The organism is Mucilaginibacter sp. A5337 (assembly GCF_059690695.1).
This window is the reverse complement of the sequence record NZ_JCAWEC010000004.1, coordinates 354,474-380,966: the sequence shown is the minus strand read 5'-3', so window position 1 is coordinate 380,966 and position 26,493 is coordinate 354,474. Positions and strand designations below refer to the sequence as shown.

Sequence of the window (26,493 nt, the reverse complement as noted above, 5' to 3'; positions counted from 1 at the left end):
AAATATAAAAAAAGACCATCATCTTTACTGAGTGAAATCTATAGTGTAGTATACTTCTTTCACTGGACAAAGTTATGCTATAGTTATACTTTGTCTTAAACCGTGTTAAGCTTCCAGCTTAACTTTATAGGCTACAACAACTGCAAGACCAATAGTCCTTAACCTAACTACAATAAATACTTTGCAAGCAGAATGCTTGCTATAGTTTAGGTCGAAGTTACGCTATCGCTAAACTTCAACCAGTCTCTTTTAAAACAAAAAAAGGCTCTCCTCCCGGAAAGCCTTTTCTTATATAAAAGTATTTTAAACTTAGTTGCCGCCTGAAAGGGCTGCCGCACCACTCACGATCTCGGTAAGCTCGGTAGTAATGGCTGCCTGACGCGCCTGGTTGTATGAAAGCTTTAATGATTTCAAAAGTTCGCCGGCATTTTCGGTTGCTTTATCCATCGCTGTCATACGTGCACCGTGTTCAGATGCGTTTGAATCCAATACAGCGCGGTAAAGTTGGATCTTGATATTTTTAGGGATCAATTGCTCAACAATTTCCTGTTGTGATGGTTCAAGGATGTAATCAACGTTAGCTGCCTTTACTTCCTCTTTCTTCTCGGCCTTTGGCACCGGTAATAACTGTTCAGTGATCAGGTATTGTACTGCAGCGTTACGGAAGTGGTTATACACCAGCTCCACACGGTCGTAATCGCCGTTAACAAAACCCTGCATGATAGCTTCGGTAATTTTTGAAGCATTCTCGAAGTTAAGGTCCGAGTACAGGTCATTGTTGTTACCAATTACGTTGTACTTACGCCTTTGATAAAACTCCTGTGCTTTTTTTCCGATAGCAACGATAGATACGTTACCGGCAGCAAGCTGCTTAGGATATTTTTCGGCAATAAGGTTATTGGCAGTTTTAATAACATTAGTGTTGAAAGCACCGGCCAAACCACGGTTTGATGATACCACAACTACCAATACACGTACCGGCTCACGCTCCTGAAGGTACGGAGAAGTGTTATCCTCCAAACTTGCAGATAAGTTAGCCAGCAGGTCTTTCAACTTACTTGCGTAAGGACGTAGCTGAATAATAGCGTTGGTAGCACGTTTCAACTTAGCAGCCGAAACCATTTTCATAGCCTTGGTGATCTGCTGGGTTGATGATACAGATTTGATCCTGTTTCTTACTTCTTTTAAATTAGCCATTCGTTATTGAGATGTGAGATTTGAGATATGAGATTTGAGATAAGCTCACATCTGCACCTTCAATCTGTTTATCTAATTTATAATGACGTCAGATGTGGGAAAGAGAAAAGTCTCAAATCTCACATCTAACATCTCATATCTAAAATTAATACCTTGCTGACAGTTCTTTAGCTACTGTTTCCAGTACGCCGGTAAGCTGATCATCAAATTTACCTGCTTTAAGGGCAGCTAAAACTTCAGGGTGACGAGCTTCTAACTGATCGGTAAATTCGGTTTCGAATTCCCTTACCTTGTTTACCGGTACGTTACGCATTAAGTTTTTAGTACCCAGGTAAATGATAGCAACTTGCTTTTCAACAGTTACCGGTGAGTATTGACCTTGTTTAAGGATCTCTACGTTACGGATACCTTTGTCCAACACGTTTTTGGTTGAAGCGTCAAGGTCAGAACCGAATTTTGAGAAAGCCTCAAGCTCACGGAACTGAGCCTGGTCAAGTTTCAAAGTACCGGCAACTTTCTTCATTGATTTGATCTGCGCGTTACCACCTACACGTGATACAGAGATACCTACGTTGATAGCCGGACGAACACCTGCGTTGAACAAGTTCGACTCCAGGAAGATCTGACCGTCAGTGATCGAAATTACGTTGGTTGGGATGTATGCAGATACGTCACCAGCCTGCGTTTCAATGATAGGTAATGCAGTTAATGAACCACCTCCTTTAACAATGCCTCTGATTGATTCAGGCAGGTCATTCATTTGCTGAGCGATAGAATCATTTGCGTTGATTTTAGCGGCACGCTCTAATAAACGGCTGTGCAGGTAAAACACGTCACCTGGGTAAGCCTCACGGCCCGGTGGACGACGTAACAACAATGAAACCTCACGGTAAGCAACAGCTTGTTTTGACAAGTCATCATAGATGATCAATGCAGGGCGACCAGTGTCACGGAAGTACTCCCCGATAGCGGCACCTGCAAATGGAGCAAAGAACTGCATGGTAGCAGAGTCTGATGCGTTAGCAGCAACTACGATAGAGTAAGGCATAGCGCCGTTCTCTTCAAGCGTACGAACGATGTTAGCAACAGTTGATGCTTTTTGTCCGCAAGCTACATATATACAGATTACAGGTTTACCTGCATCATAAAATTCTTTTTGGTTGATGATGGTATCGATACAAACCGCAGTTTTACCGGTTTGACGGTCACCGATAACCAACTCACGCTGGCCACGGCCGATAGGGATCATCGCGTCGATAGCTTTGATACCGGTTTGTAATGGCTCAGTTACCGGCTGACGATAGATTACACCCGGAGCTTTACGCTCAAGTGGCATCTCGTAAGTTTGACCTGTGATTGGGCCTTTACCATCAATAGGTGCACCCAAAGTATCAACAACACGGCCAAGCATGCCTTCGCCTACGTTGATTGATGCAATCCTGTTGGTACGTTTAACGGTATCACCTTCTTTAATATCGTCAGATTTACCTAACAATACCACACCCACGTTATCTTCTTCAAGGTTAAGTACGATGCCTTGCAATCCAGTGCCAAATTCAACCAACTCGCCCGACTGTACTTTAGTTAATCCATAAACGCGTGCGATACCGTCACCCACCTGGAGTACAGTACCCACTTCTTCTAATTCAGATTCTGACTTGAAGCCGGCCAACTGCTGACGCAAAATTGCTGATACTTCGTCTGGTCTTACCTCTACCATTGTTTAAAATTTATTTAGAGTTTTACTTTTAATACTTATTAATTATGCTTGAACAGCAAATTCCTTTTTCAATTTCTTCAGGCTTGCAGCAATGCTGGTATCAACCTGCCTGTCGCCAACGGTTAAAACAAAACCGCCTATCAATGACGGGTCAACCTTAGCATCTAATACAACGGTACCGCCAATGCTCTGCTGTAACTCTGCAATCAGGATTGCTTTATTAGCTACAGAAAGTTCCGTAGCCGATGTAACATTGGCTTTGGTGATGTGGTTTTTAACGTTGTACTGGTTAATGTACTCGCCGGCAGTAAAGTATAATACCTCGCCACGGCCTTTGTTAACCATCAGCTTAAAGAAAGCGAGTGTAGTTTTGTTAACCTTATTTAAAAATATCTCGTCAAGGATCTTAACCTTTTTTGAGTGAGATATAATAGGATTAGCCAATACTGCTACCAGTTCGGGGCTGCCCTTCAGGGTTTTTAAGAAAAGGTCCATATCGGCTTTGATCTCAGGGACAATTCCTTGTTCCTGTGCAAGATCAATGATCGATTTGGCGTACCTGGTTGCTACCGTTATTTCTGACATTTCTTTTTTATTTCGGATTTCGAATTTTCGATTTCGGAATTTTTATTTTGAATTTCGGCTTTATAAACTGATCAGCGAATACCCGGACTAAATCCAAGATTCCACATCCCAAATCCGAAATCTTATAACTTCACTTCTTTTAATAACTGGCTTACCAGTTCGTCTTGCTGCTGCTGATCTTCAAACTGCTTGCGAAGGATTTTCTCAGCAATCTCTAAAGATAAAGTAGCTACCTGGTTCTTAACATCGGCCAAAGCAATAGCTTTCTGGTTGTTAATTTCAACACGGGCAAGCTCAATCATACGTGCGCCTTCTTTGTGAGCAAGTTCTTTAGCATCAGATACGATTTGATCTTTGGCTTTACGGGCTTCAGATAATATCAGGTCGCGCTCGGCACGGGCTTGTTTAATCAATGATTCGTTTTCATTGGTTAAACGGCTCATTTCTTCTTTAGCGGCTTCAGCTTTCAATAAAGCATCTTCAATTGAACGTTCACGCTCGCCAATGGCGGCCATGATAGGTTTCCAGGCAAACTTAGCTAATATAAAAAACAGAAATGCGAAAGCTACTGTAGTCCAAACAACTAAGCCTAATTCCGGGGTAACTAATGGATTCATTTTATATTGATCTCTTTTTCTACTTTAATAAAACATTTTAATAAGAACCGCCCCGGCGCCAACCGCTCCGGCGGCGGTTCTTAATTTTCTTTGAGCTGATTAACGTAAGCCCAGGAATGATACTACCACACCGAACAGAGCAGCACCTTCGATAAGAGCTGCAGCAATGATCATGGCAGTTTGGATTTTTGAAGCAGCTTCTGGCTGACGTGATATACCTTCCATGGCTTTACCACCAACCTGACCGATACCGATACCAGCACCGATTACCGCTAAACCTGCACCTAATGCAGCAATACTTCCAATCATGATTTTAAATTTAAAATGTTAATATATGTTATAGTTATTTACTAATTAATGATGGTGCTCCTCAATGGCAGTACCAATAAACAGGGCGGTAAGCAGTGTAAAAATGAAAGCTTGCAGGCCTGCTACCAACAACTCAAGCACATCCATAAACACTACAAAAGGCACCGAAACCAGCGAAACGTAAGCGCTTTTGAAAACGAAGATCAGCGATATCAGGGCAAGCACAATGATGTGGCCTGCTGTAATGTTTGCGAACAAACGGATCATTAACGCGAATGGCTTTGAAAAGATACCCAGTAACTCCACAACCCACCATAACGGCCACAACCAAACCGGCACAGAGCTCGGCACAAAAATGTGCGCCCAATAGTGTTTGTTACCGTTAAGGTTAACTACCAATAAGGTAATTACTGATAACACCATGGTTACCGCGATATTACCGGTAAGGTTTGATCCACCAGGGAAGAACGGCACCAAGCCAATCAGGTTATTGATCAGGATGAAGAAGAACACGGTCAACAATAACGGCATAAAGCGCGCGTACTTGTAACCTATGTTTGGCAACGCGATGTCATCGCGAACAAACAAAATAACGGGCTCAAGGAACGATTGTAAACCTTTCGGCGCTTTGCCTACACGTTTTTTATAAGTTGATGCGATGCTCAGGAAAATCAACAGTAAAATAATCATTGACAATAACATCGAAGCTACGTTTTTAGTAATTGACAGATCAAAAACTGTAGCAGTAGTGTCAATTGTTTTATCTTCACCGGTTACTGCCTTTATTTTGTCATGAATAAGAGCATATTTATGGTATTTACCTTCATGGATTTTTTCGCCTTCTTCAAATACCGACGACATGAAAACTTCCAGGCCTTTATCAGTGTAAAGTATTACCGGAAGTGGCATAGCAAGTTTTCCACCCATGTGGAAATAATGTGAATCCGAAATGTGCTCCATGATGGTTTCAGTCGGATCAAATTTGGCTTCTTCCTTTGTTTCGGTGGCGGGCTCGGCAGGATTTTTTTCTTGTAAAGCGAGTGCTCTTACGGATACAAACAGCGAAAAAACGCTTAAAACGATACCTAAGGTGATTTTTTTTGAGTTCAAAACAGGCCTAAAATCCATTAGCAGAGAGTTTTTTACTTTAATTTTTGGTTGCGCAAGGTACACAACAAACCGTAAATTTCAAAGGCTATGTTTAAGAAATAAACGTAAAAAAAATTGGCCAGGAAAATCCCGTTGTTTGGTTTCACCTTCATCAGGAAAAACAGGGCGAAAAACATTGCTGCTAAAATCTTAACTGTGGTAGCAGCAAGGAAGGTTTGGGTGTACAGCGAGTAGTTGATCTTACCCACAAAATTCACCAGAAAAACGGTGATAAATGTAAGCATCGATATAAAAAAAAAGATGAGCCAAAAGCGCGGTACAAGCCAGTTGGCATGGCCGGTATAACTAAGCAAAACCGGAGGGATTGCTGTGATAATTACAAACAGGATAAAGGAAAAGATAACTCGCAGCAATGTTTTTATTTTTTTACAGATCGTATAACAAGGAATAATGCAATAAATACCCCGGCAAGCGAAAGCATGGCGGTAACCCACTGTACTTTATGCCCGGCACTTTCGTCAATTTTATAACCTGCGAAAGCACAAATACCGATGATCGCGATCATCTGGAACGCGACGCCGGTAAATTTAGCATAGTCACTAACTTGCTTACCTGCATCCTCCTCGTTATTTTGTTCATTTTTTGGCATGCGCAAATTTATTAAACCTATTGCATAATCTTTAGTATTTTAGCGAGGCTTTTAAACTATCATATTGCATTGAGGCTATTATCATCATCCTATAAACCAAACACCAGCATTTCTTTTCTGTTTGCAGTTATACTGATTACGGCCGGTTGCTCGCTTGAAAAACAAAGCGGCTTTAACCGTACTATGCAGAACCTGACTGCCCACTACAACATATTATTTAATGCTAATGAAATTTTAAGGCTCAAGCAGGAAAGCTATGCCTCCTCTTTCCCGGATGCTTACAGCGAAATTTTAAATGTATATCCTGATACCACGGTACAAACCGGTACGCCCGACAAGGACCTGGAGGAAGCCATTGTAAAAGCCAACAAGATTATCAGCATCAAAGAGCAAAGCCACTATTTGGGAGATGCCTATCTGGTGTTGGGAAAAGCACGGTATTTAGAAGCTAATTATTTTGATGCTGTTGAGTATTTTAATTATGTAACCCGCTCATTTGGCAAACAAGCCAATCTGAAACAGGAAGCTTTGGTATGGAAAACCCGCGGGCTCATGTACTTGAACCAGCTACCTTTGGCAAAACTGGTAATTGATTCGGCTGTGCAGGATATCAACCCCAAAAAAAATGTCACGGCCGATGTTTATGCTACCAAGCTTCAATATGATATCATAACCCAAAACTATGCCGAAGCAGAAGAGATGGCGAAGCTGGCTGTTAAATATAGCTATATCAGCAATCTCAAACTCCGCTGGACATTTATTCTGGGTCAACTTCAGGAGCTTAACTTAAAACCGGCCGATGCCTATGAAAGTTATACCCGGATAGTTAAAAGCAATGCCAGTTTTGAAATGGCCTTTAACGCCAACCTTAACCGGATCCGCATCCGCGACAATCAAAACGGTGTTAAGGCTAATAAGATCGATCTGTTGCGTGCCCTGCTTAAAAACAGCGATAATATTGATTTTTTCGACCAGATCTATTACCAGATAGGTGAACAGCAATTTAAAGCCGGCGAAATTGATAATGCCCTCAAGAGCTACAAAAAATCAGTACGGGTGAGCACCAAAAATCAAAATCAAAAAGGACTCTCGTACCTGCGCATTGCCGATATCAACTTTAAAAACAAAGCAGACTATGTAAGCGCCAGGCTTTATTACGATAGCACGCTCAATAATCTCTCGGTAAACTATCCGGGATATCAGCTCATCCGCAAAAAGGCTGATAACCTGCAGATCCTTACGCGGCTGCTTGAAACCATATCGCGCGAGGATACCCTGCAAATGCTTGCCGCTTTGGATGAAAAAGCGCGCGACGCCAAAATAGATGAAATGGTAGCCCGCAAAACACGTCAGCAGCAACAGGCTGCCCTGGAAGCAAGTGCCGGCGCAGCAGCCAATGCCAACAACGGTGCTATGTCAAATACTTTCGACAGGAATAATTCATCTTCTTCCAACAAAAACAGCGGCAGTACATTTTACTTTTACAACAACGGCGCCGTGAGCCAGGGCTATAACGACTTTAAGAGGTTATGGGGCAATCGTAAACTTGAGGACAACTGGCGCCGCAGCCGGCGTTCAAATACCGGCATACCAACTGCTGCAACGGGAATTGGTTCGCAGGTTAATGATCCGGACGCCCCTGTCGGCAGTGTCGCTTATAATAGCACCAATGTGTCTGCGGGTACTTTCAGGCAGGACCTGGTTAAAAACCTGCCCCTTACCCCTGCTCTCCTGCAGCAATCAAATTTCAGGATCTATAATGCCTATTTTGAAATGGCCAATTTTTATAGGGATGTATTGGAAGATAAGAAAGAAGCCATTGCCACTTATGAAACTTTGCTTTCCCGTTTCCCTCAAAGCAGCGATAAGCCTTCAATTTATTATAACCTGTACAGGCTTTATGCTGATATCGACGCGGCAAAATCAAATGACTATAAAAACAGATTGCTAAAAGAATATCCCGAAAGTATATTCGCAAAGGTTATTATCGATCCTGACTATGCCCGTAAAATGGCCGATGTTGATGCCGAATTTAACGGATTTTACAACCAGGTATACGATCTGTACTCGCAAAAGCAATATACGCAGGTGATTGAAAAGGCAAACGACCTGCTTAACAAATACCCCGACAACAGGTACGCAGCCCAACTATATTACCTCAAGACCATTGCCGCCGGGCATATGGAAAAACTGCTGCCATTTCAGGCCGATCTGCAACTGATCGCCGCAAAATATCCGCAGGATAAACTTATTGCTCCACTGGTTAACCAGCACCTGGCCTATATCGATTCAAACAAAACCGAAATAGCTGCCCGCCCGGTGGTATTATTTAATGACGACCCTAATGAAATTCCTTTTACCCCGCCGGTAGCCTACCAAAAGCAAACAGAGTATCGCCCGCCATATACGCCATCGGCTCAAAACGTGACTCCCCAGGAGCGGTTGCCCGAGCGGGATACCCGCGTAATTGCAGGAGCCAAAACATCGGCACCACAAATTCAGAAGGCTGCAATTCAACAGCCAAAACAACTTGCAGTAGGGCAGATCCCGTTGCCGCAGCATCAAATGCCGGATACTTCACGCGATATAGCTGCACAGCCTGTACCCAAACAAGTAGATACAGTGGCCGCGGTTCACCCGGCCGCCATTAATAATGCGCCAGCTGTTAACTATATATTCAGCAAGCGCGATAGCAGCAATTATTACTTTGTGATAAATGTTGCCAGTGGTACAACTAATCTGGCCTCAACGCGTTTTGGTGTAGGGCAGTTTAACCGTACACGATATACACGCAGCGAAGTTATCCACCACGTAAAAACCGTTGGCGATAATAACCAGCTGATATATGTTGGCCGCTTTTACAGCCTTGCCGATGCCAAGGATTATGCCCGCACCATTGTACCCCTGCTACCCGATATTATGAAGGTACCGAGGGATAAATACAGCTTTTTTATCATTACCAAAGAAAATCTGGATAAATTAGCAACCCAAAGTATATTGGATAGTTATTTTGACTACTACCAGAAATTTTATTAAAAAATGAGAACCACTAATACAAGGTTTAACTCGAAAAATCAACTTCAGCCTGCCGATATAAGAAGATACAACTGGTACATATGGCGTACAGTGATAGCCCTTTTTGCTTTTGTGATTATCATGATAACGCTTACCATTTTTGATGTATTTGGGCAGCTGCCTTCGTTCCGCGATTTGGAAAACCCCAAAAGCAACCAGGCTACAGAGATCATCTCATCTGATAAGCAGGTTTTAGGTACTTACTATATTCAAAACAGGTCAAACGTTACTTACCGCGAATTGTCGCCCAACGTGATTAATGCTTTGGTTGCTACTGAAGATAAACGCTTTTATGACCACTCGGGCATCGACTTTGGCCGGAGTTTTACCATTTTCGCGCATTTGCTCATCGGGCAAAAACAGGGCGGCAGTACTATAACCCAGCAATTGGCACTTAACCTTTTCTCCGAACGATCGGCCAATCCGTTTAAACGGATCATTCAAAAACTACAGGAATGGGTTACGGCTGTTAAGCTTGAACGTCATTATACCAAGGAAGAGATCCTGACCATGTACCTCAACACGGTTGATTTTGGCGCTTACAATACTTATGGCATTAAATCGGCAGCGCGTACCTATTTTAATACCACGCCCGATAAATTAACACCCGATCAGGCCGCTTTGTTAATAGGCATGGTTAATGGGCCGGGCATTTATTCCCCTATCCGCCACCCGGATAATGCACTTAAAAGACGTAACCTGGTATTAAACCGTATGGTTGAGCAAAGTTTTCTGAGCGAAGGCCAGGCCGAAGAATATAAACGCAAACCCCTTGGCCTTGATTTTCACCAGAATAATCACTTTGACGGCCTTGCCCCTTACTTCCGTTCGGTACTGAAGAAAGAAGTTCAAAAGATCTTCAAAGAGCAGAGCATTAACCACCCGGATGGCACTCCTTATGATCTTGACCGCGACGGTTTAAAAATATATACCACTATTGATGCCACCATGCAACAATATGCGGAGGATGCGCAGCGCGATTACATGAAGGACCTGCAGGCTCAATTCAATGATCACTGGCGCGGCCGTAACCTGTACAAAAGCATCCACAACTTTAAGTTTTTGCTTGATCAGGGTATGCAAAAATCCGACAGGTACAAGCAACTGAAACAACAGGAAAAATCTGACGAAGAAATTCAGGAAAACTTCCAGACCAAAACCATGCTTAACCTGTTTACCTGGCATGGCAATATCGATACCATGATGCGTCCTATCGACAGTATCATTTATAGTAAGATGTTATTGCGTAATGCGCTCATGAGTATGGACCCAACAACCGGCTATGTTAAAGCCTGGGTGGGCGGTACCAACTTTGAACACTTTAAGTATGACCAGGTGAAGAACGGCACACGCCAGGTAGGGTCAACAGCCAAACCGTTTACTTACGCCGTGGCTATTGATAATGGTTACTCTCCATGTATGAAAATCAATAACGTGCCTGATACCATCCGCGGTTATGGTGCGCCGTGGTGCCCGCGCTCCTCACCATCCGAAACATTACAGGGTTTCATTACTTTAAGGCAGGCTTTAGCACATTCGCAAAACTGGGTTACCGCCCACGTTATGGGCGAAGTTAAACCGGAGCCTGTTGTTGAGCTGATCAAAAAAATGGGCATCACAACTAATGTTCCGCCTTATCCTTCAATATGTTTGGGCACGTTTGATGCCTCAGTTTTTGAGATGACGGCTGCTTACTCAGCCTTCGCTAACCACGGTTTGTGGACAGAACCTACTTATATCTTACGCATCGAGGATAAAAATGGCAACGTATTGTATACGCATACTCCACGTGTGGTGCAAGCCATGAACCCGCAAACAGCTTATGTAATGACCTACATGCTTAAAGGTGTTATTGAAGATGGTACCGGCTCAAGGTTAGCCTACAAATACGGCTTGCGCAACCCGATCGGCGGCAAAACAGGAACAACCCAAAATAACTCCGACGGTTGGTTCATCGGCATAACCCCACAACTGGTTACCGGCTTGTGGACAGGTTGTGAAGATCGTGATATCGCCTTCCAGAGCACCCGCCTTGGGGAAGGAGCTAACAGCGCCCTGCCAATATTTGCCATGTACATGAAAAAGGTGTACGCTAACCAGGCATTGGGTATTAAAAAGAATGTTGATTTTGACGCCCCTGCAAACGGGGTTAGCATCATATTGGATTGCGGAGCCTATAACCAGCAGCAACAGGGAACTACTGATGTAGATAAGAAATTGGGATTTTGATAGTTCATTGGTTCACTTGTTCATTAGTTCATTGGTAAATAGTTCAATAGTATGAGTCATCACTCGCTCGAAGATTTAGAGGTATACAGATTGGCTGATAGTTTTAGTGATGAGATTTGGTTTATTGTAAGCTCATGGGACTATTTTACTAAGGACACTGTTGGAAAACAAATAGTCCGTTCAGCTGATTCTATCAGTGCAAATATCGCGGAAGGCTATGGAAGGTACCACTATAAAGAAAACCGCAATTTCTGTTACTTTAGCCGTGGTTCAATTTTGGAAACAAAAGGCTGGCTACAAAAGTCAAAGAAAAGAAATCTGATAACGGAGGAGCAATTCAACGATCTGTTTGAAAAGCTCCAGGTCATTCATCTCAAATTAAATGCGTACCTTAAATTCATTGGCAAGCGGAACGGAAATGACAAGGGAGAGTAATAAACGATAAACTGCATTTATTGGTAAAGCAGGGGACAATCACCAAGCAGACCAATGAACCAGTGAACTAATGAACTAATGAACCAATTCGATTATAGGGCAGCACTAAAAAATATCCCCCACAAACCCGGGGTATATCAATACTGGGATAGTGAGCAGGAGTTAATATATATTGGCAAGGCTAAAGACCTGCGCAACCGTGTTGGCTCATACTTTAACCAGGATATCCATATTAATGCCAAAACAAGGGTACTGGTATCCAAAATCCGTGCTATTACTTTTACCATAGTTGATACCGAGGTTGATGCCTGGCTGCTGGAAAACAGCATGATCAAAAAGCATCAGCCGCGTTACAACGTAATGCTTAAGGATGATAAAACCTACCCATGGATCATCATTAAGAACGAAAACTACCCACGCATTTTCTGGACCCGCCGTATCATAAAAGATGGCTCCAAATACCTTGGCCCCTATGCATCGGTTAGTATGATGCATAATATTTTAGGGCTTATTAAAGAAACTTATCCATTACGTACCTGCAACCTGCAGCTCACCCGCGAAAACATAGACAAAGGTAAGTTTAAGGTTTGTTTGGAATACCAGTTGGGTAACTGCAAAGGCCCCTGCCAAAACTATCAAACCGAAGAAGACTATGATAATAGCATCGAGGAAATTAAAGATATCCTTAATGGCAAAATAGGTGCGGTTCTTCGTCGTTTAAAAAATGAAATGGAAGCTGCTGCCATGGAGATGAACTTTGAACTGGCCCACCGGCTTAAACGCAAGTTTGAACTGCTTGAAAATTATCAGAGCAAATCAACCGTTGTTAACTCATCTATTACCGATGTGGATGTGTTCAGCATTGCATCTGAAGAGAAACTCGCTTTTGTAAACTTCCTCAAGGTGATGAATGGCACTATCATCCAAACGCAAACCATCGAGCTAAAAAAACGGCTTGATGAAAGCGATGAGGAATTGCTCACGCTGGCCATATCCGAGTTCAGGAGCCGTTACAGTAGCGACAGCAAGGAAATCATTGTTCCGTTTGATATCGACCTTGAAGACCATCCTAACATCAAATTCACGGTACCTAAACTCGGCGAAAAACGTAAGCTGCTTGATCTTTCGCAAAAGAATGTACAGTTCTTCAAAAAAGAAAAGATTGACCAATACGAAAAGCTGAACCCAGAGATTCGTACCGAGCGCTTACTTACGCAGATGATGAAAGACCTGCGCATGAACCAACTGCCACGCCATATTGAATGTTTTGATAACTCTAACTTCCAGGGCAAATACCCGGTATCGGCCATTGTGGTATTTAAAGATGGAAAACCATCTAAAAAGGATTACCGCCACTTCAATGTTAAAACCGTTGAAGGCCCTAACGATTTTGCCACTATGGAAGAAGCCGTACATCGTCGTTACCGCCGCATGCTGGATGAAGGGACGGAGTTACCACAGCTTATCGTAATTGACGGCGGCAAGGGGCAGTTATCATCGGCTATGCACAGTCTCAAATTATTGGGTATAGATAAAAAAGTAACTGTAATAGGCATCGCCAAACGTTTGGAAGAACTTTACTATCCTAATGACCAATATCCGTTATATCTCGACAAAAAATCAGAAACGCTTAAAGTGATCCAGCACCTGCGCGATGAGGCACACCGTTTTGGGATCACCTTCCATCGCAAAAAGCGGGACAAGGGCACACTGGTAACCGAGCTTGAACTGATAGAAGGCATAGGCAAAACTACCGCCGAAAAGCTGCTTAAGTACTTTAAATCGGTAAAGAAGATCAGGGAAGCTAATGAAGAAACATTGCTTGAAGTAGTGAATCTTAAACAGGCTAAAGCAATATTAATGTATTTTGGTGGCGGAGCAGAGATTGAACAAGGCTAATATCTGAGATTTTCTAAAAAACAAAGGCCCGGTTCAATCAACCGGGCCTTCTTTATATATTGAGGTAGTAATTTTTATTACTGAGCTATATAAAATGATTTTTGATCGCCATCCTGGTAAACATGGATTGATTTTTTAACCACCTGGTTATTAGTGTAGATTTCCATAGTGTATTCACCATCTGCTAAACCGTTTAACACATAGCCTTTGCTCACATCAGTTTTGCTGGGCACAATGTCTTTCAATAAAAGCTCATTATCTTTATTGTAAACCTTTACAACTGACTTTCCGCTTTCAGTTTTGGCGAAGTTCACTTTCAAGCCGCGATCGTGGTCAAGGGCTTTAAAGCTTACAACTTCTTTGGCTTTGGGAGTAATGTCGGCATTACCTTCGTCGGCTTTGGCTACTGTGGTAGCAAATACACCTGCAGTTAATAATACAAATAAGGCTGATAATTTTATTGAGGTTTTCATGGCTTTAAGGTTTTAATGTTTTAAAATATGTTGTGTTGTTGTTTTCAATGATCAAATGAACAACATATATTTTGACTGCTAAAAAGAGTTATACCAGCTGTTGATATAAATAGACAAAGCCCCGAAAGGGCTCGGCAAACGCTAAAAAGGCACTATTTACCCCACTTTCGGGAGTTGGTCGGATTTTTTGGGGAGTTGGTCGAAAGCTTTAAGTTATTGGTCAGGCGGGAGGTGAGAATGGCCTATTAAATCCATCGCAACGTCGTGCCGAACTTGTTTCGGCAACCCACCCCACAAGTAGCAGATTTGCTTAGCATAGTTGATTAGCGAGAGTCATGTTGAAACAAGTTCAACATGACTCTATATTTTTACTTTTAAGCCCCATGATAAACTCCAAAAGCAAAAGGCTCATAAAACAAAAACAGGCGATGAAAATTCATCGCCTGTTTTGTAAAATCTTGTTTAATCTTTACCCTGTTAGTACTGCCAAAGGTTAAGCTCCCAATCTAAAAGGGATTTTTTAATCCTTTCCGATTCGTAAAGCTTATCAATGCCCTGGGCATAATCTTTTATACGCTCATCCTTGTCGTTACTTTCTTTTACGATATAGCTGGTAAAGATGCGTTTGATAAATACGTCGTCGAAGCTTAAACCTGTGGCATCACTGCTGCGGCTAACTACCTCTTTAGTTGCAAGTACCGGGCGTGCTTCAGGGAAATATATCCAAAAAGCTGGTTGATAGTCTACATCAAGTGTACCGGTTCCTTTGGGTTTGATCATTGGAGCAATACCGATAATGCGGGGCTCAAACACCGAGCGCTGCTTGTCAAAGATCCAATCTTCCTTGATACGGAACTTAAGTATGCTATCCGGATTAAATTCGCCAGCAACAAGTGTTGATGATATAACGTTATTGTCCTTATCGCGTTTTTCAACTACACTGCTGTCAGATGCTAAACGGCCGCGGGCCTGGGCACCTGTTAAAGGAGTAGTAAAACCGTCGCCTCCCGGATCATCTTTTTTACCCGGAGTTGGATCGTAAGCTGTAAGCTCGCCCCTGGTGATAGCATCCAGCAACACGTCAATTAAACGACCTTTAGGTGAAGCCAGGTACTGGTTCATTTTTTCGCGTACATCAATTTCACGCCAAACACGTTTTGCAAACGCAACATCATTTTCGCGCAGGTTAGGGTAAGGTGTAACCTTGGCATTAATGATATTATTTTTCTTATAGTAACCATCAAGTGGCCTGTCAAAAGGTTTTGCGGCGATTTTACGTGCTGTATCAAGCGGCTGCTGGCTGGTTACGTTATCCGGTTGAACCTGTACAGGTTTCTGCGTTACTTGTCTGGCTGTGGTTGTTTTTTTTGCAGGCCTTTTTGTACGCTTTTTTTGCGCGTAGGCGCTTACGCATGCAAGGCACAGGATAACAACTAAAATTCTCTTTTTCATACGCGCTTAATTTGCGGATAATACAATCGGGTCAAGTGACCGTGGTGAATGGTCAGGGCCTACTGCAATGATATCTTTAAATATCACAGTAGTTCCTGGTGTAACCGTATTTAAAGCACTGTGCATAGCGCTGGTTAACTCACCGCCCGAGCCTGATAAAATAATGGCATCCTGGCGTGGTTTTACAACCAGCATAGTAAAGTGCGTTACGTTAAATTTAGCATCAAAGTCAAAGTTATCAAGCTGGGCAAAAAGCCTGTCCTGCGCTTTGATATTGGCCGAGCTGGTGTTACCACCGCTTTTACCGGCAAATTGTGGCTTAGGGTCAGGGATCCTTTTAATCCGGAACTCTGTTGAACCTAATACTGCTCCTTTTGCACCACTAACAGAAATAGTAGCCCTGCCTATGCTGCTTACTGTAGCCGTATAATGTCCAGCTGAACCGCTCAAAGAGCCGGCTCCGCTAAAATGCACGTTTAAGTCGCTTGCAGATACTCCCGGTGCAGATACAGAGATAGGGTTAGGGACACCTATATAAAGCACATTCATTTTATCAGGAGAAATAACCGCCGAGGGCCTTGCAACCGTATATTCCTGCTTAAAGGGATATGAATCATTTTTGCCGGTTGTATTATTTTTTACCGTGATAAAACCTTCCACGCTATGTTTTCCTTCACCGCTTGCGGTAATGGTATAATTACCTTTACCATCTGTTACAGAAACCCTGCTACCATTAACAGTAATATCAGGGTTTGATTTTGAATCGTAAGCAGTTAAAAAGATCTGGGCAGTATAAGGTTGTCCGGCTATAACATAGCTGCTTGGGGCTACCACTACAGCACTAAATTTATCAAGTGTAACCTGTGCCTGATCAATTTTTCCTAATAACTTCTTAACTACTTCGTTTTCGGCATTCTTATTATCAGCTTCTATTTTGGCTAAAGTAGTAAGCGCTGCACCTAACGGTATACCATCGCCAAAGTTAGCTTCCTGCCATGATTTTTTAACATCACCATGTGGCTTGGGCGCTATGGTATTCAGTGAAAACTGTACACCCGCGCTGTCTTTACCCAGGGCTTGAAGCAGTCTTTGACGGGTTTCGTCAATTTTAGCTTTCAGCTTTTCCCCATTTCTTTGGTTGATCATGATACGGGGCGAAATATCCAGATTATCCCGGGCGTTAACATCGTCAATCTCCGGGTTAATGCCGCCACCTTCTGCAATCAATTTGGCTTTTAACTGCTCAACGTAAGTATTTAGTTCTGCAGCTATAGCACTTGCCTGTTTAGCCTTATCATAAATAGGCTTAGCCCTTTCAGCTTGTTCTTTCAGTTTGGTAGCCTCAAAAGCGCTATATGTGGCCTGTAAACCAGTGTTAACGTTTTTGGTTGATGCATCCAAACTATTTGTAATATTCTTAAACGCGTCTAACAGGCTATCCGGTACGTTAAGGGCAATAAGGCCCAATAGTACCAGGTATAGTATACCTATCATTCGCTGTCTTGGGGTTTCCTTACCTCCGGCCATCTATTCTAATTCTTTTCTTGGTAATCAATCAATTAATTATAATTAAACACGTGGCTGGTTCATGGCAGTAAGCATGTTACCATAAATAGCGTTTAATGATGCCAGGTTTTTAGCCAAACGACCAACCTCTTCCTTAAACTGCCTTGAATCGTCCATTGATTCATTAAAGTTGTTCATGGTAAGCGCAAGGTTCTGATAAAATTTATTCATTGATTTTAAATGCGCGCTTGAATCTTGTAATTCCAGCTCGTACACAGCATTAAGTGCCGATAAGTTTTTAGCTAATTGGTTAACCTGATCATGATAAGCCTTTGAGTCGACATTTGAGTTAGCCATCTCATTTAAATTAGCCGATGCTTTTTCAAAAGAAACACTTAACTTTTCATAGCTTGCAGTTGCATCTTTAACCTTGCTTGTAAACGCAATAGTAGCTTCACCGGCATCGGTAACACGTGATATAGCTGCTACTTTATCACCAAATGAACGTAAACCATCGCCAAGGCTGCGCACCAGCTCGGGGCCGATTTTGGCATCTTCCATCATTTTATCCAAAGCAGCCGTTGTTGAAGGACCAGCATTAACGCCAGCGTTTCTAACAGTTGCTTTTGGAAGCTCGCCCTGAAAATCTTCGCTCAGCTCGGGGTATACGCGTACCCAATCAATTTCTTTGTCTTCTCTCTGAAAACCCAGTATAAAAAACAGTATAGCTTCAGTAATAAGCCCTCCTGCTATCCAGTAGGTGGCACCAGGCCAGTGCAAAATTTTAAACATTAACCCTATAATCACCACTGTAGCACCCCATGATACGATGTTACCTATTCCGTAAGGTTTTTTCTTTCCAGCCATAATAATAATTCAGAAGTAAACTTTGTTATTTTTTGATTTGATTGTTTGCTTGCTTTAACTAATTTGAATTAGCGTTTGTCTGTGATGTCGCGCCCTAAATAATGGGTTACACAACGGAAACCGATATATGATTTAGCGGTGTCCTGGTATTCGTAGGTCCGGGTTGAATTTTGAAGAAAATATCCTATATCTTTCCATGAACCACCGCGTACAACTTTACGTTTCAATATTTCGGGGTCGGTAGATTTAGCTTCGTAATTAAAGGTTGGTGCAAGGTCGTGCACAAATGTCGATGCCGATTCGTCAAAAGCAGATAATGTCCATTCGGCCACGTTACCTGCCATATTATATAAGCCGTAATCATTAGGGAAATATGAACGAACAGGAACCGTATATGCCCCGCCATCATCTGTATAATTACCACGGCCGGGTTTAAAGTTTGCCAGTAAGCAACCTTTAGCATTTTTAATATAAGGGCCACCCCATGGATAATCGGTACCAATCCTGCCGCCACGTGCTGCATACTCAAACTCAGCTTCTGTTGGCAAGCTATAAGGAGCGCGGTGAGGTAAACGGCGTTTATCTTTATAAGCATCATTATAACGTGTACGCCATACTGCGTAAGCACGTGCCTGCCTCCAGGTTACGCCTACAACAGGATAATTGCGGAAAGCCGGGTGTGAAAAATAGCTTTCAACCATTGGCTCGTTTGCAGCGTATGAAAAATCGCTTAACCAAACTAAGGTGTCAGGATATACAGGCACGGTATCGCGTACAATGAAATCAGAACGATGTTTTGATTTATCATTATGGTGATCTGCTGCATCGCGCAGGGTAAACAACGCATAGTTATATTTCAACAAACGTACGTCAACCTCATTACGGTCAAATACACGATCATCGCCCTGGTAATACATACCCTGCAATTTTTGGGCATTGCTTGCCTGGCCGTTCTTGCTGCTCCAGATAGGATTTTTCTTTACGTAATCCCAGTTAATGAACTTTTTGCCGCCATTGTTATTACCGGCTCCGGCTTTAGGCTGAATGAAATATTTATTATCGTTGATATAACTGCTAATTGCTATTGAATCGCGAACCCAGTTAACAAACATTTTATACTGACTGTTGCTGGTTTCGGTTTGATCCATAAAAAATGGTGAAACAGTAACCTGCTTGGTTTGCGCTATCTGGGCAAAAGTTACGTCCTGATCAGTTTGCCCCATAAGGAAGCTTCCACCCGGAATATAAACCATGCCGTAAGGAACTTCGGCCCTAAACGACCTTGCAGGAACCCCCACAACTTCACCCCGGTCGCCACCGCCGCGGCCACAACCACTTAATACACTACCTGCTAAAACTACTACTAAAAAGTATATCTGCTTCATTTTACAATTCAAAATCAGTTATATAACTATAACACAATGCGACGCCCGAATATATTACATTTTACTCAATGTAAGCTATAAAAAACGATATTTTGGCTTTATGAACCGATAAACTGTATACTTATCTTATCAATACAGCACAAAACGCCATATAATTAACAAACCGCTAACCAATTGTTAATATGACAATTAGTTAGCGGTTATACGGGTAAATACTATAAAAAGTTGCAGCCGGGTTAAATAAATTTATAATCTACTTATTCACAAGCTTTACATATTGCTCAATAGCCATGGTCATTGATGGCGCAACAGGGGTTGGAGCAGGTATATCCAAAATTAAACCAGCCTCAAGCACAGCCTTATGGGTAGTTGCCCCAAAGGCGGCAATGCGTGTATTATTTTGTTTAAAATCGGGAAAGTTTTTATACAGCGATTGTATACTTGACGGGCTAAAAAATGCTATAACATCGTAAAACACATCAGCCAAATCTGAAAGATCACTGCAAACAGTGCGGAAAAGCACAGCCGGGGTAAAGTTATACCCGTTCTCCAGCAAAAAGCGCTGGGTTTCTTCGGCAGCAACATCTGAGCACGGGTAAAGGAACTTTTCGGATGAGTGTTTCTTCAATACCTCTGCCAGGTCGGCAGCTGTTTGCTTGCCAAAAAAGATCTTGCGTTTGCGGTATTGAATATACTTTTGAAGATAAAGCGCGATGGTTTCTGAAAGACAAAAGTATTTCATTTCAACCGGCACCTCAAAACGCATCTCCTCGCATATGCGAAAAAAATGATCGGCCGAGTTACGACTGGTAAAGATCACCGCGCTAAAATCAGCCAGATTGATCTTCTCTTTTCTGAAATCCTTTGCAGGCACACCCTCAACATGAATAAATGATCTGAAATCAATTTTCAGGTTAAGCTTTTTAGCCAGCTCGGCGTAAGGATTTTTATCATTTTCGGGCTTAGGCAAAGTAACCAGTATGCTTTTAACCTTTTTCTTTCTATCTTCCAATTCAGTGCTTTTAATAACCTAAATTTTAATATTCAATGCCTTTATTAAAATCAAAACAGGGCAAATTTCGAGGGCACAAAGATACGTAAATAAATAAAACTTATGAAATCGAAAGGTAGAAATTATATTTACGCTGCTCCTGATATATTGCCATATAAAAATTACGATGATTATAACGAGTGTGGCTGTTAGTAATACCGGGATATATTGCGCCCCGAGCAGGCTGAAACAGATAACTACCGGTAAAAAAACAAACGATATGTTAAAATAGGTAAGATGCAGAATATTAAGATATTCGCTCACAAGCTTATTAATATCAAACACAAACCCTAAAAACCTGAGTATTAAAAACTTAAACGAGAACAATATAATAATCACAATGGTAAGGAAGGTAAACAGGCCGCTGCCTGCTATTTTATAATAAACGCCTTTGTACGCCGCCAGTTGATATAAAAACAAACCAAACGTAGCGCAAAACAGTAAAAATAAACCCAGGAAAGCCCAGGAGCTAACCGGACTCTCTTCTTTACCGGCTATTGAAAGCACGCGCTTGCTATAAAAAGAGGTAAATACATTACTTACATCTTTACTGAGGGCAAGATTAAGGATAGCTGTATATAGCAGCATGGCAATAATAATCACAATAACCCAGGGATCACGCGAGGGACGGTAGTGCCCTTCCATTACCCTGCTTTTTGACCTTGAATGAAGATCAAGAAAGCCATATCCATGATATAATTCGCGGGCAAAAACACTATCGGCGTATTCGGCGCGCATGGCAGCGTCGGGCACCCTGAGGTAACGCATAGCAACGGAATCGGCAATAAATTTATCCCTGTTTTGCATGGCGTTGGCCACCGAATCAAGTACCGAATTGCCGGGGCGAAAAGCACGTACAGGTGATTTTAAAGGTGTATCAGCCACCGTTGAATCCTGTTGCGCAAAAGCGGCAACGCCATTCAACAAAAAAAGCAGGCAACACCAAATAACCAAACGGATTCTCAAAGCTTAAAACAGGGCTTATTATTTTTTGCAAAAGTAGGGTAATTATCTGAACCAGAATTTTATCAATTAATATTTTTTTTGAATTTTATTTGAACGCTTAGTCCCTGCCCTCTATTAAAAAGTCGGATTCTTATAAAGAAAAGTCTAATTAATACAATCGGAGGAGAAATCGGCAAAATATATTTGTTGTTACATTAGCTGCGATAACTAACCTCCTAACGGATTAATGAGAAATTTAGGCTAAACCTAAAGATTATTAACAGCCTGATGGTCAAATAATCAGCGTGAGATCAAAACCAATAATTAAACAGTTAACCTAAATGCCGATCCGGAACATTTAAATTTTGCATATAATAATTTAAATGCCAAAAGTGTAAATTATGAAAATAAATATCCGATTATTATTATTAATCCTGTGTTTATCCTACAAAGGATATGCCCTGCAAAACACCGTTATAGTTAGCAGCCCCAATCGGCAAATTAATGTCAGCATATTCATTTCAAAAGGCAAATTGTTATATAAAGCAGCAGTTAATAATGCAATGCTGATAGCCCCGTCTCGCCTGGGTTTAACTGTTGATGGTACCGACCTGGGTGTTGAAACCAAATTTGCCGGTGCCCCTTCAAATAAAAAGATAAAAGAAACTTATATCATTAATGGGGCTCACAAATTGGCACATAATGAAGCCAACGAGATGATGATTCCGTTAATAACAGCCGGGAAGAAATTCAACTTGATAGTGCGCGCTTATAATGATGGTATAGCTGTACGCTACACATTACCTTATAATACCCAAAAAATCAATGCCGACTCAACCTCGTGGGCGTTTTCGGGAAAAGTAGAGCAGGTTGCCTGGTCGGATTATAGCGAAAGTTATGAAGGCTTAAGCCATGTAACCTCGTTGCCGTCTGTTCCTCAAAATACACCAATAATGGGTCCCTTAACTTTTAATGTAAACGGGCTTTTTGCATCTGTTTCCGAAGCAGATTGCGAAGACTTTTCAGACATGTCTTTTATACGCCATGAAAATTCCTTTAAAGCAAACTTCCCTTTTGCACCTAAGGGATGGGAAGTAAAACCGGACAGTAGTGCCGGACATGCTGTACTTAAAGGTATTTATGAAAAGCAAAAAGTGTCTCCATGGAGAGCAACCATCATAGCCCAAAATTTAACTGAACTTGTAAACTCAGACCTGCTCATGAATCTGTGCCCGGCACCGCAAAAAGGCAGCGACTTTAGTTGGGTAATGCCAGGCCGTTGTTTATGGCAATGGTGGAGCGTTGGTGCCCCCAGGTTCGCCGACCAAAAAAGTTGGTATGATGCGGCGGCTAAATTAAAATGGGAATATTATTTAGTGGATGACGGGTGGAGAAATTGGAGTGAGCCAGGTAAAGATCAATGGCAGCTTTTGGGAGATGTAATATCATACGGAAAAAGTGTTGGTGTAAAATCAATTGTTTGGGTTGATTCTAAAGAAATGCGATCGGCGGCGGCGCGCTATGCGTATCTAAAGCGAATCAAAGATTTGGGTGCGACAGGTATTAAAATCGATTTTATCCCTTACCCAACGTCCTCCATTATGCAATGGTACATGGGTACCATGCAAGATTGCGCAGACCTTAAACTGATGCTCAATTTTCATGGAAGTGTAAAACCAACAGGATTAACAAGAACCTATCCCATGGATATTACAAGGGAAGCCGTTAGGGGTAACGAATATCACATGACCCGGTATAAAAGAGTAGCGCCGTTTGAACATGAGGTATCTTTACCATTTACACGTTTTACTGCCGGTGCTGCAGATTTTACCCCGGTGATACTAAATCCGGAGCAACTTACATCGCAAAAATTCACCTGGGCCCATGAATTTGCTCAATCCATTGTATATCTTTCTCCTATCACGCATTTCGCAGACGAATATAAATTTTACCTGGAGAGCCCAATGTTTGATTTATTTCAGAAGATACCTACAACCTGGGATGAGACAAAAGTTTTAAGCTGTACCCAAATGGGGGAAGTTGTTGCTTATGCACGCAGAAAAGGAAACACCTGGTGGGTTGGCGTAATGAATGGTGCCGATGCACGCGAAATAAAGGTTCCGTTAAACTTTCTGCAACACTCAACGAAAGGCACATTGATATATGATGGGGCAGATACCAACGCATCTGTCCATCGCGAAGAAAGATTACTCAATCCAACAGATACGATTACTCTGAAGCTATCGCCGGGAGGCGGCTTTGTAGCTATGTTGCAATAAACAAGGCGTTATATGGCATGTGGCGTGTGTAGAGCATAGCCGCATGCCAGGCCATGCTCTATGCACTTCCTTTGCACAAGAATACGGTATTGGCACAAAAGACATCATCAATTAAAAGTACATTACTCCGTAATACCCGCAGCAGCCCAGAACACAAGGTATCCGGCTTTATCTTTACTTACAGCAACTTTTTTAAGAACCCGCCCGGGATCAGGATGAATATTCAATACATCAATATTATGATGATCATTTTCTGTCATCTTATTTCCCGGCCCCCATTTGGCCAGGTTATGTACAGCATAGCTTAAATTGGGGTCACTTTCTGGGAGATCATTATAATAGTCGGGAAGGAGAAAATCCGTGATTTCGCTGCCGTCGGTATAAGTTAACCTGATATGCAGCTGCGAAGAACCTTCAGAACTGGTAAGGCTTAGATATAAACCCGAATATTTTTTATGAGGTACATCAAAACTAAAACTATCCGCCCCAGCTATATTGCGGGTTTGATTGCCTTCCTTTCCGTTTTTATAGTGAAGTAATATTGCGGGATGAGATGAATTAGCCGGGATCAATGGATTATCCGGCAAAGCATGCGCGTTTTTATCGCCATTGAGTTTTGCTGCAGCCGCCGTAAGGTAACCATCTCCTTTACCGCCACCATCAATACCGGTTACCCAGGTTTGCAACTTACCACCAGTAATTGTTGTTACAGGGCGGGCATTTAACAGTTTACTGATATTAATTTGGATAGCTTTGTTACCTACCTGACTACTGGCCACAGTGCTGGATAACAGGACGATAAAAAATACAGCGTGTTTAAAGTTCATTTTTCAGGATAATTGGTAACTAAAGATAGCAGAAAGCGTAAACCCTTATTGCACAAATACCGGCTTTAGCCAAAAAATAATTGCATTACCTTTGCCGCATGGCAGGCATCTACATACACATTCCCTTTTGCAAGCAGGCTTGCCATTATTGCGATTTTCATTTCAGCACATCATTAAAGTACAAGGATGAAATGCTGCATGCTTTGATTAAAGAGATCAAACTGCAAAAAAGCTACCTGAACGGCGAAACTATCGAAACCATTTACTTTGGCGGGGGTACTCCTTCTGTTTTAAACGGCGATGAAATCAGCATCATCATCAATACCATTACCGAACTGCACACCGTATCATCTACAGCCGAAATAACTTTGGAGGCCAATCCCGATGATCTAAAACCGGACAAACTCAAAGCACTAAGACAAACACCGGTAAATCGCTTCAGTATAGGGATCCAGTCGTTTTTTGATGAGGATTTGGTTTGGATGAACCGCGTACACCGCGGGCAGGAAGCAGAATCATCTGTAAAGCGTGCCCAGGACGCCGGTTTTGAAAACATTACTGTCGACCTAATTTATGGCTACCCCATGCTCAGCGATAGCAAATGGAAACAAAACCTGGATAAGGTGTTTGAACTTAGCGTTCCGCATGTATCTACCTATTCCATGACCGTTGAACCGCAAACCGCGCTGGCGGCTTTCATCAACAAAAAAAAGCAGCCCCCCATGAATGAGCTCCAAAGTGCCGAACAATTTATGGTGCTAATGGATGCTATGCTGGCCCACGAGTTTGAACATTATGAGATATCCAATTTTTGCAAACCCGGTCAATACTCCCGTCACAACTCCAATTACTGGAAAGGTGTAAAATATTTAGGCATCGGCCCATCTGCGCATTCTTATAATGGCGATACCCGGCAGTGGAACATTGCCAATAACGCAAAATACATGCAGGCGCTTGAAACCGGGAAACTACCGGCCGAAACCGAGGAGCTCACTGAAGCTAACCGTCTGAATGAATATATCATGACTTCGCTACGCACTATCTGGGGACTTGAGTTAATCAAACTGAACCAGATAGCCAAAGGCGCGTCCGATGAATTGCTCAAAGCTGCAGCCGAGTTTCTCGACAGGGAATGGATTATACAAAAAGATAATGTTATTTATCTTAGTGCAACAGGTAAGTTATACGCTGATCATATTGCGGCGGGCTTATTCTTTTAAACCAATTTGCCTGGTAACAGTCAATACATTGTTACAAAGCAAAATGATGTTTAAATCTGTTTAGCTTTACTAATCGTATCTTTAAATGATACTTATCCTGACTATTATAAATTATGAAAAAACTAATCATCGCTACTTTTGCATTATTGGCTTTTGCCATTGCTCCAAAAGCTTACGCTCAGAAAACAGTTGGCGGCGCAGTTATGTCTCCGGCTAAAAACATTGTGCAAAACGCATCGGGTTCAAAAGATCATACTACACTTGTAAATGCAGTGAAAGCAGCGGGGCTTGCACCAACGCTATCAGCAGCAGGACCTTATACAGTATTTGCACCAACTAATGAAGCTTTTGCCAAATTACCGGCAGGCGCAGTTGATAACCTGATGAAACCAGCTAACAAAGCAGGCCTCATAAAAACTTTAACTTACCATGTAATACCCGGCAAGCTAAGTACTGCCGACTTGCTGACCAAAGTAAAAGAAGGTAAAGGCAGAACCGAATTAGGTACACTAAGCGGCGGCACCATAACGGTAATGTCGCAAGGGGCCAAATTATACCTTGTTGACGAAAAAGGAGGTAAATCATGGATCACCATTGCCGATGTTGCTCAAAGTAACGGCGTTATCCATGTGGTGAATGCGGTGCTGATGCCAAATTAAGTTT

General features: G+C 42.2%; 23 protein-coding genes. 7 read left to right on the top strand and 16 right to left on the bottom strand.

Annotation, left to right across the window (positions count from 1 at the left end):
- Positions 1–309 precede the first annotated feature (309 nt).
- The 8 genes from atpG to AC59JO_RS15500 form a co-directional block, all read right to left on the bottom strand.
- Complete coding sequence (gene atpG, locus AC59JO_RS15535) at positions 310–1,197, bottom strand: ATP synthase F1 subunit gamma (protein WP_090530320.1); 888 nt, start codon at positions 1,195–1,197, stop codon at positions 310–312.
- A 145-nt stretch (positions 1,198–1,342) separates the two neighbouring features.
- Positions 1,343–2,917: a F0F1 ATP synthase subunit alpha gene (gene atpA / locus AC59JO_RS15530; protein ID WP_497306330.1), complete on the bottom strand. Its 1,575-nt coding sequence runs from the start codon at positions 2,915–2,917 to the stop codon at positions 1,343–1,345.
- Positions 2,918–2,959: 42 nt separating this feature from the next.
- A complete protein-coding gene (gene atpH, locus AC59JO_RS15525) occupies positions 2,960–3,502 on the bottom strand; it encodes an ATP synthase F1 subunit delta (protein ID WP_497306328.1) in 543 nt (180 codons plus the stop codon).
- A gap of 122 nt (positions 3,503–3,624) precedes the next feature.
- Positions 3,625–4,119: a F0F1 ATP synthase subunit B gene (gene atpF / locus AC59JO_RS15520; RefSeq protein ID WP_413669804.1), complete on the bottom strand. Its 495-nt coding sequence runs from the start codon at positions 4,117–4,119 to the stop codon at positions 3,625–3,627.
- 99 nt (positions 4,120–4,218) lie between these two features.
- On the bottom strand, positions 4,219–4,428 hold the full coding sequence (gene atpE / locus AC59JO_RS15515; RefSeq protein ID WP_091171878.1) for an ATP synthase F0 subunit C: 210 nt from the start codon (positions 4,426–4,428) through the stop codon (positions 4,219–4,221).
- 45 nt (positions 4,429–4,473) lie between these two features.
- The gene (gene atpB, locus AC59JO_RS15510) at positions 4,474–5,556 is read right to left on the bottom strand and encodes a F0F1 ATP synthase subunit A (RefSeq protein WP_497306325.1); all 1,083 of its coding nucleotides are present in this window, start codon (positions 5,554–5,556) and stop codon (positions 4,474–4,476) included.
- Between the two features lie 14 nt (positions 5,557–5,570).
- A complete protein-coding gene (locus AC59JO_RS15505) occupies positions 5,571–5,951 on the bottom strand; it encodes a hypothetical protein (RefSeq protein WP_497306323.1) in 381 nt (126 codons plus the stop codon).
- Positions 5,952–5,956: 5 nt separating this feature from the next.
- Complete coding sequence (locus AC59JO_RS15500; protein ID WP_497306321.1) at positions 5,957–6,187, bottom strand: AtpZ/AtpI family protein; 231 nt, start codon at positions 6,185–6,187, stop codon at positions 5,957–5,959.
- Positions 6,188–6,256: 69 nt separating this feature from the next.
- On the opposite strand from AC59JO_RS15500, the gene porW reads away from it, so the two are divergent.
- From porW to uvrC, 4 genes are all read left to right on the top strand, one after another.
- Positions 6,257–9,223 (top strand): type IX secretion system periplasmic lipoprotein PorW/SprE, encoded by a 2,967-nt coding sequence (gene porW, locus AC59JO_RS15495; RefSeq protein WP_497306319.1) that lies wholly within the window; start codon positions 6,257–6,259, stop codon positions 9,221–9,223.
- Positions 9,224–9,226: 3 nt separating this feature from the next.
- The gene (locus AC59JO_RS15490) at positions 9,227–11,491 is read left to right on the top strand and encodes a transglycosylase domain-containing protein (protein WP_497306318.1); all 2,265 of its coding nucleotides are present in this window, start codon (positions 9,227–9,229) and stop codon (positions 11,489–11,491) included.
- Between the two features lie 51 nt (positions 11,492–11,542).
- Complete coding sequence (locus AC59JO_RS15485; RefSeq protein WP_497306316.1) at positions 11,543–11,926, top strand: four helix bundle protein; 384 nt, start codon at positions 11,543–11,545, stop codon at positions 11,924–11,926.
- Positions 11,927–12,004: 78 nt separating this feature from the next.
- Positions 12,005–13,825, top strand: a complete 1,821-nt coding sequence (gene uvrC / locus AC59JO_RS15480) for an excinuclease ABC subunit UvrC (protein ID WP_413669811.1) — start codon at positions 12,005–12,007, stop codon at positions 13,823–13,825.
- A 77-nt stretch (positions 13,826–13,902) separates the two neighbouring features.
- Here uvrC and AC59JO_RS15475 read toward each other — a convergent pair whose 3' ends face one another.
- From AC59JO_RS15475 to AC59JO_RS15445, 7 genes are all read right to left on the bottom strand, one after another.
- A complete protein-coding gene (locus AC59JO_RS15475) occupies positions 13,903–14,298 on the bottom strand; it encodes a hypothetical protein (protein ID WP_413669812.1) in 396 nt (131 codons plus the stop codon).
- Positions 14,299–14,775: 477 nt separating this feature from the next.
- On the bottom strand, positions 14,776–15,750 hold the full coding sequence (gene porN / locus AC59JO_RS15470) for a type IX secretion system ring subunit PorN/GldN (protein ID WP_413669813.1): 975 nt from the start codon (positions 15,748–15,750) through the stop codon (positions 14,776–14,778).
- A gap of 6 nt (positions 15,751–15,756) precedes the next feature.
- Positions 15,757–17,277 (bottom strand): type IX secretion system motor protein PorM/GldM, encoded by a 1,521-nt coding sequence (porM, locus tag AC59JO_RS15465; RefSeq protein WP_497306313.1) that lies wholly within the window; start codon positions 17,275–17,277, stop codon positions 15,757–15,759.
- A gap of 42 nt (positions 17,278–17,319) precedes the next feature.
- Positions 17,320–18,123 carry a type IX secretion system motor protein PorL/GldL gene (gene porL, locus AC59JO_RS15460; RefSeq protein WP_413669815.1) on the bottom strand — a complete coding sequence of 268 codons (804 nt, stop codon included), beginning with the start codon at positions 18,121–18,123 and terminating at the stop codon, positions 17,320–17,322.
- A 68-nt stretch (positions 18,124–18,191) separates the two neighbouring features.
- Positions 18,192–19,508 (bottom strand): T9SS ring complex lipoprotein PorK/GldK, encoded by a 1,317-nt coding sequence (gene porK, locus AC59JO_RS15455; protein WP_497306311.1) that lies wholly within the window; start codon positions 19,506–19,508, stop codon positions 18,192–18,194.
- A gap of 253 nt (positions 19,509–19,761) precedes the next feature.
- Positions 19,762–20,520 carry a uroporphyrinogen-III synthase gene (locus AC59JO_RS15450; protein WP_119407058.1) on the bottom strand — a complete coding sequence of 253 codons (759 nt, stop codon included), beginning with the start codon at positions 20,518–20,520 and terminating at the stop codon, positions 19,762–19,764.
- A gap of 18 nt (positions 20,521–20,538) precedes the next feature.
- Positions 20,539–21,444, bottom strand: coding sequence for a DUF4271 domain-containing protein (locus AC59JO_RS15445; protein WP_413669817.1), 906 nt, complete (start codon positions 21,442–21,444; stop codon positions 20,539–20,541).
- 461 nt (positions 21,445–21,905) lie between these two features.
- Here AC59JO_RS15445 and AC59JO_RS15440 point away from each other — a divergent pair, with 461 nt between their 5' ends.
- Complete coding sequence (locus AC59JO_RS15440; protein ID WP_497306308.1) at positions 21,906–23,783, top strand: glycoside hydrolase family 97 protein; 1,878 nt, start codon at positions 21,906–21,908, stop codon at positions 23,781–23,783.
- Between the two features lie 122 nt (positions 23,784–23,905).
- Here the strand turns inward: AC59JO_RS15440 and AC59JO_RS15435 are convergent, their stop codons facing one another.
- Entirely contained in the window at positions 23,906–24,610 is a 705-nt protein-coding gene (locus AC59JO_RS15435; protein WP_497306306.1) for a hypothetical protein, read from the bottom strand.
- 98 nt (positions 24,611–24,708) lie between these two features.
- On the opposite strand from AC59JO_RS15435, the gene hemW reads away from it, so the two are divergent.
- Entirely contained in the window at positions 24,709–25,830 is a 1,122-nt protein-coding gene (hemW, locus tag AC59JO_RS15430; RefSeq protein ID WP_497306304.1) for a radical SAM family heme chaperone HemW, read from the top strand.
- A gap of 113 nt (positions 25,831–25,943) precedes the next feature.
- The gene (locus tag AC59JO_RS15425) at positions 25,944–26,489 is read left to right on the top strand and encodes a fasciclin domain-containing protein (RefSeq protein WP_413669821.1); all 546 of its coding nucleotides are present in this window, start codon (positions 25,944–25,946) and stop codon (positions 26,487–26,489) included.
- The last annotated feature ends 4 nt before the right edge of the window (positions 26,490–26,493 follow it).